Origin of the sequence: Algibacter sp. (assembly GCF_029245835.1) — a bacterium.
Lineage (GTDB): Bacteria > Bacteroidota > Bacteroidia > Flavobacteriales > Flavobacteriaceae > Algibacter_B.
Window position 1 is genome coordinate 1 of sequence record NZ_JAQWOO010000037.1, and the last position, 14,452, is coordinate 14,452.

Consider the following 14,452-nt stretch of genomic DNA (forward strand, 5'->3'; position numbering starts at 1 on the left):
TTATCACGATGTGCTTTAAAGTGAGCGATACAAGAAGCTTCACTATCAAAATTTGCTGTAAAACTGAAGATATTCATATGGTGGAATTTTTAGCTAATTTATGAATAAATTTTTAATTGTGATGTATTACGGATATTCAATTAATAATTAATATTTACAACTTTCATGATTACAATATCATGAAAGTTGCATTTAGTAGTTGTTATTTAAGTTTAAGAGAAACATCATCCAAGAAAAGTGGTGGATTGCCATTCGCTTTATAAAACACGATTCTTAAAGTTGAAACACCTGCTAGCACTGTAAACTCATAGCTAGTTTCTTCCCACTCATCAGTAGTTGATAAGCCATCTAGTCTAAAAAGCACTCCGTCAGCACCACCAACAGCGTCGTCTCTTATAATTGGTGTTAACGCATTTGTAGCTCCTGCATCTCGCCATTTTGAGGAAAACTTTAATATATAGGTACTTCCTTCTTCAATAGCAACAGCCTGAAGTAATGAGCCATCACCATTTTCAATTCTACCAGAGAAATTACCTGTAACAGGTTCTGTGGTAGCAATGCCTACTGCTCCACTTTTAAAACCACCCCAAGGTACTTTCCCGTCTTCAAAACCGCCATTGAGTAATAATTCATCCAAATCAATAGCTGGTGTATATTCTGTTTCTTGACCAGGGCCAATTGCTGTATTAGGTTTAATACCTGCATATACTTGTCCTAAGGCAGTAAGATTAGCATCTTCATCAAATAATGCAGAAGAAGCTAATGGTGGTCTTGTTCCTCCGTCAAACCAAGCATACCTGTGAACCCAATCTATATCATTCATAGCTACCAAAGCGTCTTCCATAAACTCTATAACAGCAGCTTCACTATGCCTATTGTTTTCTGGAGAGGTAGCATTCCAATCTGCAACTGCAAATTCAGTAACCCAAATAGGTCGCTCATAAGCCTGATACGTTTCTTTTAATTTATTTATAAAAGACAAAACATTAGGACCTCCATAGCTATGAACAGTTACAAAATCAATACGTAGATTTAAAGCTTCTGCTTTTTCCATAAAGTCTATCATCCATTCGTTATTTGGACTTACAGTAGCAGGAGACCCTAATGGCACTCCTAAAGTTTCTAATTGTGGCCATAAAGCAATGGCTTCGTCAACAGTCATGTTTGCTTGAGAAGCACCATCAGGCTCATTAAAACCTAAAACATAGGTCACTTTACCCTCATCAATCTGTCCTTTTATTCGGGTTAGATTCTCTTCATTAACAGAACCTTTACCCCAAAACATGGGCACATATTCTACATTTTCAGGAATTTCTTCTCTTAGTGCATTTCCCCAGCTGTACATCCAATGCACCGCTAAGTCACTGGTTCTATAAGACCAAGCTTTAGCATTATTGGTAAAGGCTACACCTCTTTTACTAAGGCGCTGTTCCTCTGTTAATTCAATATTTTCTTGTTCCGGTATTACGGCTTCAGCAGCTTGCCCCTCAAAGTCGCCAATTACATTTTTTTCACAACTAATCACTGTAATAAGTGTCAGCATTACTAATAGAATTCTTTTCATAATATATTTTTTTATTTGTTAGATCCAATCTGGATGTTGGATTAATTTTGTGTTCACATCTATTTCGCTTTGCGGAATTGGAAATACTTCAGATTTTCCTCCTCTATATTGTGGATTGTAAGGTCCTACTGGATCTGCAATAGCTCTATTAAAAGCCTCTTCGATAGTTCCCCAACGTTTTAAATCCATAAAACGTAAGCCTTCCATAGCAAATTCTACACGTCTTTCATGCCTCACAATGGCAATCATTTCGGGTTGATTTACATCACCTTCTACATCTTCTACACTTGGCATTCCAACACGATTTCTAACTTCTGTCACTAAAGCGCTAGCCCCAGATACATTTCCCGTTTCTGCCATAGCTTCGGCACGCATTAATAGAATATCTGCATAGCGTATCACATAAAAATCTTGTGAACCTTCACCAAAAACGGCATTTCCTTCAGAGTCAGGGCCCGTTCTAATATATTTTTTAGTTCCAAATCTAGTTGGTCCGTTACCCTGGAATATTCTAAGCGGCTCGGTTAAATAAACCTCTCCGCCGTAATAAATAGTTGCAGTTGCCCTTGGGTCTCTATTTGCTCCTTTGTTCGATGCATTATATAAAGGAGAACTTGAAATAGGTAACCCATCAATACAATAATAATCATTTGCTAAATTAGGCATAGGTCGTAAATCTCCTTTTGGAAAACCATTGAACGTTCCTGAAAAAGTTTCACCATTGCTAGTGTCATCGCCTCTTAAAAAACGAATTGAGAATACAACCTCATTAGACTTTTCATTTTCTGGAGTAAATAATTCAGCATAATTTGGGTGTAACGAATAGCCTAATCCCATGGCTTGTTCAGTTAATGCTAATACTCCAAATTCTCCATCATATTGTTTGTTATATAGTTGCACTCTAGCTAAAAGACCAAGAGCAGCTCCTTTAGTAGCATAACCATACAAATCATTTGGTTGGCTTGGTGGTAAAAAATCTACTGCAAGTTTTAAATCTTCTCTAACTTGTTCTGTAATTTCAGCATAGGAATTCTTTGACACAAATGCTTCTTGTAATGTTTGGGGCGCCGTAATTAAGGGAGCATCTTCAAAATAAACAGATACATTAAAGTAAAGTAACGCTCTTAAAAAATAAGCTTGCCCTAATAATTCATTTTTAGTTTCTAAAGGGATTAATTCTTCCGAAATTTCATTCACATTTTTAATGACAGAATTTACGCGACTTATGCCTTGATAAAGGTTATTCCAAATATTTTCAATAGGTCCATTTGTAGGGTCTACATTACCTTCCATAAAGTTACCTGGCCCTTCCCATTTAAAGTTATTGAATGCATTATCTCCTAATCCATCAAAACCAGGAAATCCTTGAAAACCATTTAAATTACCTCCATACATGGATCTTGACTGAAGCGTTGAATACACCGCATTTAATGCTAAAAAGGCATCTGATTCACTTGTCCAGAAATTATTTTCTGCTATTTGAGTTAATGAAGCTTTATCAATAAAGTCATTACTACAATTTGTTAGTGTTAGCGCAATACTTATTGCAAATATTATCTTTTTCATAGTTTTTTATAATTTTACGTTCATACCAAATGTTACTGTTTTGTATAGTGGGGCACCTCTGTTACTCTGATTACCATTAGCTCTTTCAGGATCAAAAAATTCTAAACCAGTAAACGTGAGTAAGTTTTGGGCTCCAACAAAAACACGGAGTTTATTTATATTTATTTTTTTGAGAACATCTTTTGGAAGCGAATAACCTAATTCAATATTTTTTAATCTTAGGTAAGACACATCTTGAACATAAAATGAAGACACAACCGTGTTATTTTGTCCTCCAACTCTTGGTAAATTAACACCTGGATTTTCTGGAGTCCATCTATTAATCCAATATGTTAAAACGTTACTTCTATTATCTGATATTGGTAAATTACCGTTACCCATAATGAGTCTGTCTACACCATTAACACCTTGTAGCAAGAAATTAAAATCGAACCCTCCATATTCAATAGATCCGTTAAAGTTATAAAGTAAATCTGGATTTGGATTTCCAATAATGGTTCTATCATCAGCATCTACAACTCCATCTGGCAGACCATTTGGGCCTGAAACATCAGCATATCTTAAATCTCCTGGGGCTGTGTTGACATTACCAAATTGAGTTGGTGCATTGGCAATTTCCTCTATTGTTTGAAAAACACCTATGGCTTTATATCCAAAATAAGATCTGAACGGTTCACCTACTCTAATAATATTGGTATTAGTAATAGTTTCTTCACCACCATCACCCAATCCGGTTACTTGATTCTTTAAAAGTTTTGTAAAATTAGCACCTAAACTAAATTTAGCATTTCCTAAGTTACCTCTATAGTTTATACCTAACTCAGCACCTTTATTAATCATAGCTGCCGCATTTTGAGCTGCCAGATTACTAATTCCTAAGGTATTAGGAACTGGAAAATTTGTGTACAAAATATCTTTACTATCTCTATTAAAATATTCTGCTACAACTTCTACCTTATTCTTAAACAAACTTAAATCTAAACCTAAGTTATATTGTTCGGTCTCTTCCCATCTAATTGTTGGATTTGCGAGGCTTGTAACGGCTACACCTACAACAGTGCTCTCATCACCGAGTACGTAATCAATACCAGGGTTGTAAGTTTGATTAAAAATATAGTTACCAATTCTGTCATTACCTGAAATACCCCAACTAGCTCTTAATTTCAAATTGCTTATGGCATTTAGGTTTTGCATAAATTTTTCTTCAGAAATTCGCCATCCTATGGAACCTGATGGGAAATTACCATATTTGTTACCTAAACCAAATTTAGAAGACCCATCGCGTCTTAACGTAAATTGAGCCAGATATTTACCTTTATAATCATAATTAACTTTTCCGAAAAATGATTGATAAGCTTCTTCTGAAGCCCCACCAGTAACTGCTGGATCTACAACACCACCACCATTAAATTCCTCTAAATTATCAGTAGGAAAGCCACTTAACTGACCTGCAAAACCATCACTTTTAAAATAGGATGCTGAATGCCCTAATAAGACACCAAATGTGTGCGTATCATCTATAGTTCTTGAGTATCTAAGAATATTTTCGTTTAATAATCTATATTGTAAATTACTAGAGTTATTTAGGTTATTTAATGTGTTTATTATTACTGGATTCCCAAAAGAATCGTTAATAGTTTGTCTAGGGCTAAAATCTGACGTATTTGAATAAATCACGTTGGCTGCTCCACTAGTTTCTAAAGTTAAGTGTTTTGAAAACTGAAATGTTAAACCAATTCTTTGACTTAAGTTAATGTTGTCGCTTTCAAAATTCCCTAAAAAACCTCTTCGTATGGGGTTTTGTGTTAAGAAGGATGCATTACCGTTTTCAAAAGCTCCATCAACAATACCATACTCTCCATTACTGTAATAGGATGGAATTGTAGGTGCAGTTCTTTGAAATGAGTATATAATGCCATTATCCCCACTAAATGCGTTTTGCCCACCAGTTGGTCCAACATTACTTCTCCAGAACGCATTGGTAACACTACTTAAAGTAAACCAATCCTTTAATTTAGAATTAATATTAAAACTTAAATTATAACGTTCACTTTTAAATTTACTTCTAATAATAGCATCTTGTCCTAAATAGCCCAAAGAAACACGGTAAGTAGATTTTTTACTACCACCTGAAAAAGAGATATTATGATTTTGAATAGACGCATCCCTAAGTACCTCATCAACCCAATTGGTGTCAGCAAATAAATCAGGAGAAGACCCCGTTCTTATCGCTTCAATTTGATCTGGTGTATATCTGGGTAAAAACCCAGGGCCATCTTCATTTCTAAATTTTTCATTAATTAAAGTGGCATAGTCTAAAGATCCGAGGAATTCTGGTTTAACCGTGGCATTTTGAACACCATAAAAACCATTATAACTTATTTCGAATTTATCACCCTCGCCTTTTCTGGTAGTCACCAATACAACACCGTTGGCACCTCTAGCCCCATAAATAGCTCCTGCTGAAGCATCTTTTAAAACCGAAATACTTTCAATATCTGAAGGCGCAAGGTTGTTAAACGCAGCCAAATTATCGTACTGAATATTATCTATTACTATTAAAGGTGTACTGTTTCCAAAGGTACCAATACCCCTTATAACAATGGATGAGCCATCAGCCCCGGGACTACCGGATGACTGGGTTAACTGAACACCAGAAAACCGACCGTATAACAATTGTCCTGAATTTGTAACAGGTTGGTTAATTTCTTCTTTAAAGGTTACGGTTTGTAATGCATCAGTTACTTTAACCTTTTTCTGTGTACCATAACCTACAACAACAACCTCTTCTAGTTGGGCTGCATCTTCTTGTAAAGTTATGTTGTAAGTTCTGTTAGAACCAATCGTGACATTTGCTTTCTTAAAACCTACATAAGAGATTTCTAAAACATCACCTTGCTTAGCCTCAATTGAAAACCCGCCGTCAAAATCTGTAGTGGTTCCTGTTTTGGTGTTAGCAATAATAATTGTAGCGCCTGGTAATGGCTGCGAATTGCCATCTGAGACTGTCCCAGTTATAACGTTTTGGGAAAACGCTACTTGCCCGATAGATGAGAAAAGTAGAAAATAAAAAATGAATACTTTCATAGAGTTTTGTTTAGTTATTTGTATATATTTAGTTAACATCACAAATATCTTAACAATAAGAAAAATGGAATAGGTCAAATAGACCAACAAGGGGTTTAAATAACCCAATTAGAATAAAATTAGGGGTTTCGGCTACTTTTTATTAATAAGCTCCTTATATTTTGAAGGCAAGCAATTATATTGCTTTTTGAAAGAAGTTTTAAAATATTTATAATCATTAAACCCAACCTCGTAAGCAACTTGATTAAAATTTAAATCAGTTGAAAGAATAATATGAGCTGCCTTTTTTAAACGTATGGATCTAATAAATGCTGTTAAAGAGAGTCCTGTTAAAGATTTTACCTTACGATATAACGTAGATTGGCTCATGCATAATTCGTCAACCATATTCTCTATTCCAAATGAAGGATTGTCTAAATTATTTTCAACTAGTAGAATGGCTTTATGTATAAAAGTGTTCTCAGCATCAGCGTCGTTTTCTATTCTAGCTGCTGTAGGCTCAAAACGAACTTTATTCAAGAAATGGGCTCGTAGCTTTTCTCTATTCGCGAGCAAGCTAGAAATCCTAGCTTTTATTACTTTTGAATTAAAAGGTTTTGTAATATAATCATCCGCTCCAGTTTTTAGACCTTCAATTTCAAAAACAGTTGATGTCCTAGCTGTTAATAAAATAATTGGGATGTGAGATGTTGTAATTTGCGATTTTAATTCTTTACATAAAGTGATACCGTCTTTTCCGGGCATCATCACATCGCTTATAATTAAGTCAGGAATCTCATTTGAAGCTTTTTCAAAACCAGAAACCCCATTGTCGGCCTGTATGACATTATGGTCTTCTGATAGCATGTCGTTTAGGTAACTTAAAATTTCCGGATTATCATCTATAACAAGTATAGCATGTTCTTTTGCTTCAATATTTAAACTGTCAATAGGAACAGAAATGTCTTTAGTATTATACCCGACAATATTATCTGAAGTAATAAAATTTTCATCTATATTCCCTTCAAAGAGGTTAGAATCCATAGCTAATTTTACAATAAACTCCGTACCAAGATTTAATTCGCTTTTTACCTCAATAGTGCCATGATGTAATTCTACAATTTTTTTAGTAAATGAAAGACCTATTCCACTGCCTATCATACGTGCCGTATTTGCAGATTTAATTTGAAAAAACCTATCAAATATTTTATCAAGATCCTCTTCATTCATGCCTATTCCTGTATCTTTAATCGAAATGGTGCAAAACTCTGAATCGCTATCTAATCTCATGGTGATTTCGTCACCAGACTTAGTATATTTAATGGCGTTAGAGATTAAATTACACAACACAATTTCCATTTTATTTCTATCAAAGGGGAAAACAATTTCTTCTTTAGCCGGTTTAAATTTATAGTCGATATTTTTAGCCTTTATGGCTTCATTAAAATATAGATAAACCTCTTTAGAGAACCTAACAAAATTACCTTGAGAAACATTAAGTTTAAGTAATCCATGATCTGCTTTTCTGAAATCTAATAATTGATTAATAAGATTTAGAAGTCTACTGGTATTTTTATCTATATAATTTAAGTTTTTATAAATTTTTTGAGAAACATTCTCACTTTCTAAAAGCTCCTTTAATGGACTAATAATTAAGGTTAAAGGCGATCTAAATTCGTGAGAAATATTGGTAAAAAAGTTTAATTTAGCCTCTGTTAATTCTACTTCTTTCTCCTTGTCTATTCTAGCAATTTCGAGCTTGTTTTTAAGTTTTAATTTGTAGTTATTAGATTTAATTAAGTAAATAATAGCAGATAATAAAAACAATAAATATAGTGCTATGGCCCATGGACTTTTCCAAGGAGAACCTAATAAATTAATAGCAATTAATTTGGGATCACTCCAATTTTGATTGTCTCGAGACCCTTGTACTTTAAGCACATAATCACCAGGAGATAATCCAGCAAAATTTATTTCGTTTCTATTTTGCAAATCAATCCATTGGTCTTGATATCCATCTAATAAATAGCGGTATTTTATATTTAATTGCCCTAAGTAATCATTAGCAATAAATCGTGTAGAAAAAAAATTGTCGTTATGGGTTAGTTTTATTTTATCAGTATAGTTGAAATTTTTATCTAAGATGCTATTACCAGGTTTGTATTCAATTAATTCATTATTAACTCGAAGAGCTGTGAAAATAATTTCTGGTATAGCGTTAAAGTCTTTTACCTGAGAGGGACTAAAAAAAGTGATGTTATCAAAACCACCAAAACAAATAAACTCATTATTATAATTAAAAAAACTTCTGTTATTAAATGATGTTGATTTTACACCATTTATATCTCCATAACTGATAATGGATTTCTTTACATCATCATATTTAACAATTTCAGTGTGCGTAGTTAACCATAAATTCGATTTGTCATCAAAAGTAATCGCACATATAAAATCACTATTAAGACCATCATCTTGAGTAATGGTTTCTTCTATTATTAATTTATTATTTAAATAATTCAGTTTGATTAATCCACTTGGTGTAGCTAACCATAAATGATTATCCTTTAGAGCAATTGAGTTGATTATTACACTCGGTAATTTTTCTTCTAAAAGTTTTGATTGATGTATGAAGACTTCTTCTTTTCTATCAAACAAGTGCAACCCATTGTAAGTACCAATCCATATATTCTTATTTTGGTCTTCTACAATAGCAGTAATTCTGTTACTCTCTATTTTATGACCATTTTTTAAATTTTCGGAATAAACTTTATATCGCTTTATTTTGCCAATATTTTCTAAACTAACAATAGCAAGTCCAAGTTGTTGTGTACCAATATAAAGATTGTTATTATTAACAAGGAAAGAGGTAACCTTACCAAGCTTTTTTGAAGAGAAAACTATTTTTTCTAATTTTAGATCATAAATATAAAATGCAATAGCCGTACCTATAAAAAGTTTTTGATCATTCTCATATAAAGCATTAACTTTTACATTGCCAATATCCTTTATTTGCCTTAAATTTGAAAAATCTTTACCATGCCAGAGCCCCAAAAACAAAGTACCAACAAATACTTTTTTTTCATTTTTATACAGGCTGGTGCAATTTAAGAACCCTTTTAATTCTTCATTCTTTATTAGGCTTTCTGCATTTTTAAAACCATTTCCTTCTAATAATTTTACAACACCACCGCTTGCTGTTGCTAACCAAGTAACGTTATTTTTATCATGATGTATATTGAGAATGGTATTATAATTACCACTGATTTTTCCAGAACTTCCGTAAACTAAATCAATTTTACTAAACATGGAAAGATTCTCATTACTTCGATAAATCCCCTGCCCCCATGTACCAATCCAAAGTCTATTATATTTATCTAAGGAAAGTTTTTTGGAAAAATTACTAGCAACACCTGTTTCTAATTCTTCAATAGATTCTGTATAAAAATTAAAATTATATATTTTGGTATCCTTCCCTGTTGTTGTTATCCAAATTTTATTACGACTAGGATCAGAAAGGATATCTGTTATTTGCCCATTTAAATTGTAAGTGCTTAGTTTCTCATTCGCTGGGTTATAAGCTTGTAATTTATTGCCATTACAGAACCACATATTACCCTTAAAATCTTTTGTTATACTATATATTTGTTGCCAATAATTATAATGCTTTATAAGTTTTTCATTTTTAAAATCGATTACAAACACCCCACCTTTCCAGGTACCAATCCAAATATTTCCATACTCGTCTTGAGAAAGGGCAGTGATTCTTAAATCGCCTTCTTTAGCCAGATCAATTAAATAATTAAAATTCTTTACATGATTGGTTTTAACATCTAAATATGATAAACCCCCACTTTTTGTTCCAATCCATATATTAGATTCACTATCTTTAAATAACACTTCAATATTCTCATTTAATAAATTCTCATATTTCTTTTCTGGTTTAATATACTCAAAGTCATAGCCGTTATACTTTGTTATACCATTTTCCGTACCTATCCATTTAACATTCAAATCATCACTTAAAATACTAGTTGTATAATTATGGGATAATCCTTGTTGGGTAGTTATAAAATCAACAACATAATTGATTTCATTTTCTTGTGAATGATTTATAAGAAATAACAAGAAACATATAAATGTTATTAATTTTTTCATAGGGGGGAGGTATAATAGACAAGCTATACTACTAACAGTGTTGCTTTTTAGTAAATGTATAAAAATAATCTTTGTCATTTTAGTCCAATTTACTCTATTGATTGTTTCAACCCCCTTAATTGATTTATTTAACCCTCTAGCTCTGCCTTTGTAATTCTAATTTTGAGAAAAGATTCAGAAAATTGAATTTTTAAAAAATATTTACTGCAAAATGAAAAAAGCCACTTGTATATTCTTCATCTTATTAATAGCATTCGCTTCATGTAAAAAAGGTAATAAACTACAAAAAGAACAAACAAATGCACAAGACATTAAAAAACAGCCCAACATCATTTTTATATATGCAGACGATTTAGGCTATGGCGATGTTAGTGCGTATGGCGCTACCGAATTAAGCACTCCCAATATTGATAAATTAGCAAACGGAGGGCTTAAATTTACAAATGGATATGCTTCGTCAGCTACCTGCACACCAAGTAGGTTCGCCCTACTTACAGGTACATATCCATGGCGAAACAAAGATGCCAAAATATTACCAGGTACAGCACCACTTTTAATAGATACCACTCAAGTTACAATTCCCAAAATGTTGAAAACAAAAGGCTATCAAACAGGTATTGTAGGTAAATGGCATTTAGGTTTGGGCACTGGCAATGTAAATTGGAATGCACGTATTTCACCCGGACCGAATGAAGTTGGGTTTGATTATAGCTACATTATGGCAGCCACACAAGATAGAGTGCCCACTGTTTATATTAAAAATGGCTATGTTGATAATTTAGACCCAACAGACCCTATTGAAATAGATTATAATAAAAATTTTGAGGGTGAACCTACAGGAACTGATAATCCTGAGCTTTTAAAAATGGTTGGCGACCCCCAACATAGCAACAGTATAAATAATGGAGTGCCACGCATTGGCTATATGAAAGGAGGAACATCAGCTAAATGGATAGATGAAGATATGGCTGACCATTTTTTAGCTGAAGCCCAAAATTATATAGAGCAGCAAAAAAACAATCCCTTCTTCCTATATTACGCATTGCAACAACCTCATGTTCCGCGTACACCAAACCCAAGATTTGTTGGGTCATCTAGTATGGGACCCCGAGGCGATGTTATTATAGAAGCCGATTGGTGCATTGGTGAATTACTAAAAACACTTGAAGAACAAGGCTTGTTAGAAAATACCCTTATTGTATTATCAAGTGATAATGGCCCTGTGCTGAACGATGGATATGCAGACGAAGCCGTCGAAACACTTGGAAATCACAAACCTGGAGGACCACTTAGAGGAGGCAAATACAGTCTGTTAGAAGCAGGAACTCGCGTGCCATTTATAACCTATTGGAAAGGAACTATAAAACCAAGCGTTTCTGAAGCCTTAGTGTCGCAAGTAGATTTATTAGCATCATTATCTTCACTTTTAGATACTGATGTTGTTAAAGGAGATAGCCAAAACTTACTAAGCACATTTTTAGGCAAAACTGATAAGGGAAGAGAAAACTTAATTATTGAGGCCACTACGCGTACCGCTTTCAGACAAGGTGATTGGATATTAATTCCACCTTACAAGGGGTCTGTAATAAATAAAATTAAAAATATTGAAACGGGCAATTCAAAAGAATTTCAACTTTATAATCTAAAAGAAGATATCGGTCAAAAAAACAATTTAGCAAAAGCCAAACCCGAAATATTAAAAGAATTGATAAAAAACTTTGAAGCTATAAGAGGAGGCTCTTATAGCGAAATCGAACAACCAGTTTTTAAATAATCATTAAATAGATATGGAAAAGAACCTTTTGTTATTTAGTATTTTAATAACTTCTATTTGGAGTTATTCGCAACAAATAATCTGGACAGGAAATGGTGACAATAATGATTTTTTTGATGAAACCAATTGGGAAGACTCAAATACAAATCTAGCTCCCGCATCTGGAACCATTGATGGAGGTCAACCAATAAATCTAAATCTACAATTACAAAATGCTAGTTCAAAGGTAATAGCTAATGGGGTCATTGATTTAGGAACCGGGAGTTTATATGTTATGAATTCAAGCCTGCAAGCAATTGCTTTTTCATCTGGAAGTATTACAATAGATAATGATGGTTATGTAGATTTAATATCAGCTAATCCTTTTCAAAATAGCGTAAGTATAAACTTTACTTCTGGAATAGGTTGGATAAAAACCTTAAGCAAAAAAGGAGTTGCCATTAATGCTGATAATCTAGGACAGATTGCAGTAAATAATGCAGCAGCAGTATATCCAACTAATTTAAGATTAGATAATTATTATCTTGAAGGAACGGTAATAAGAAGTAATAATCTTTTAGAAACGCCTTTAACGCTTTATGATAATACAAACTTACAAGGCGCATCAGCCAATTTAAGCTTAGATATTATTCACAGTGGCTCTGAAATTCCAAATACTCTTGATAACAAAGCGGAATCTTTTATTCTTAAAAGAGGTTATATGGCAACTTTTGCCACAACAGAAGATGGTACAGGGAAAAGTAAAAATTATATAGCTTCAGAAGGAGATTTGATTGTTAGTGAACTTCCTTCCTATTTATTAAATGATATTTCGTTTATCCGAATTATTCCATGGAATTGGGTAAATAAAAAGGGAAGAACAGGTCCAGATACCGAATTAAATAACACCTGGAATTACCAATGGAATAATACGGGAACTTCTGTGATAGAACGAGAATATGCGCCAATGGCTTGGGGTTATGGAGGCGCTAATGATGACGGAGATATAACACTATATAAATCAAAATATAAAGCAACCCATATTATGGCATTTAATGAAGCGGATAACTGCAATGATCAATCGGGGCAATACAATAACTTATGCGATACAGATGTTGCTTTAAGTACATATAAAAATTTAATGAAAACTGGCCTGAGATTGGTTTCACCAAGTTGTAGAGAGAATGCGCCTTTTGGTTGGTTAAAAGAGTTTCATGACAAGGCAAATACTCAGGATATAAGAATAGATGTCATTGCTGTACATTGGTACGATTGGGGGTCAAACCCAACAAATAGCCCAAACGCAACACCACAATCTGTATTCAATAGATTTAAAACCTACCTACAAAATGTTCATGATTTATATGGCTTACCAATATGGATTACTGAGTTTAATGCAAATCCCAACAGAACGAATGCAACAAACTATGGTTTTATGCAATTGGCATTACCTTATTTAGAAACTTTAGATTACGTTGAGCGTTATGTATGGTATCAACCAAATTCTGATGTAGCTGATTATTATGATCCATCGGGAACGACATTAACCAATGTTGGTACTTTTTACAGAGATCAAATATCTAATGCTTCTATACCTCAAGATATACTTTTAGTCGACAGTAACTTAGACATCTATTATGAGTTGCAAGAACCAGCAATGAATAATTTATTTAATAATGGTGATTTTGAGTTAGGCGATCTAACCTCTTGGAATGGCTCAAATATTGGGACTTTATCAAATTCAAATGTATATCAAGGCACCACTTCAGGAAGAATACTTGCAAATGCAGGAAACATTTCTCAAACCTTAATGGTTGAACCTCAAGTTGAATATGGTTTATCGTTTTACACGAAATGGTTTGTTTCACCAACATCAGCAATAGAGGTCAAGATATTAGATGCCAACGATGACACTGTAATAGCAAATAAATTAATGACAACAAGTACGGGTTGGAATTTAGTAGAACTTTTATTTACTGTACTGTCTGGTGTAAATTCAATTAAATTTCAAGTCGAAAAAGGTACAGAACCAGCTTGGTTTATAGATAATGCTGTTTTAACAAAAACAGAGTCACTCAGTATTAATACTAAAGATTTAACTTTAACCGATATATATCCAAATCCATCTTCAGGAATTTATACACTAAAAAGTCAATCCGAGATCCTATCTTATTCAATTTATAATATACAAGGGCAACTCATAAAGCAGGAAATAAATTTAAAGGCCACTAAAATAGATCTTAATTTAACAAAAAACAGTAAAGGCATTTATTATATAATCATCAAAGATAGTTTAGGAAATAAATCGTCTAGAAAGTTGATTTTGCGTTAAAAAAACATAAAATAAA

6 protein-coding genes are annotated in these 14,452 nt (G+C 33.2%); 2 read left to right on the plus strand and 4 right to left on the minus strand.

Features of this window, described 5'->3' with window-relative positions; genetic code table 11:
* Window positions 1–202 precede the first annotated feature (202 nt).
* The 4 genes from P8K68_RS06430 to P8K68_RS06445 form a co-directional block, all read right to left on the minus strand.
* Window positions 203–1,564, minus strand: coding sequence for a glycosyl hydrolase (locus P8K68_RS06430; RefSeq protein WP_300248867.1), 1,362 nt, complete (start codon window positions 1,562–1,564; stop codon window positions 203–205).
* Between the two features lie 18 nt (window positions 1,565–1,582).
* Complete coding sequence (locus P8K68_RS06435; RefSeq protein ID WP_300248868.1) at window positions 1,583–3,130, minus strand: RagB/SusD family nutrient uptake outer membrane protein; 1,548 nt, start codon at window positions 3,128–3,130, stop codon at window positions 1,583–1,585.
* 6 nt (window positions 3,131–3,136) lie between these two features.
* Window positions 3,137–6,217, minus strand: a complete 3,081-nt coding sequence (locus tag P8K68_RS06440; protein WP_300248869.1) for a TonB-dependent receptor — start codon at window positions 6,215–6,217, stop codon at window positions 3,137–3,139.
* A 132-nt stretch (window positions 6,218–6,349) separates the two neighbouring features.
* Entirely contained in the window at window positions 6,350–10,351 is a 4,002-nt protein-coding gene (locus P8K68_RS06445; RefSeq protein ID WP_300248870.1) for a two-component regulator propeller domain-containing protein, read from the minus strand.
* Between the two features lie 211 nt (window positions 10,352–10,562).
* Here P8K68_RS06445 and P8K68_RS06450 point away from each other — a divergent pair, with 211 nt between their 5' ends.
* Window positions 10,563–12,125, plus strand: coding sequence for an arylsulfatase (locus P8K68_RS06450; protein ID WP_300248871.1), 1,563 nt, complete (start codon window positions 10,563–10,565; stop codon window positions 12,123–12,125).
* A gap of 13 nt (window positions 12,126–12,138) precedes the next feature.
* Window positions 12,139–14,436, plus strand: coding sequence for a glycosyl hydrolase (locus P8K68_RS06455; RefSeq protein ID WP_300248872.1), 2,298 nt, complete (start codon window positions 12,139–12,141; stop codon window positions 14,434–14,436).
* The last annotated feature ends 16 nt before the right edge of the window (window positions 14,437–14,452 follow it).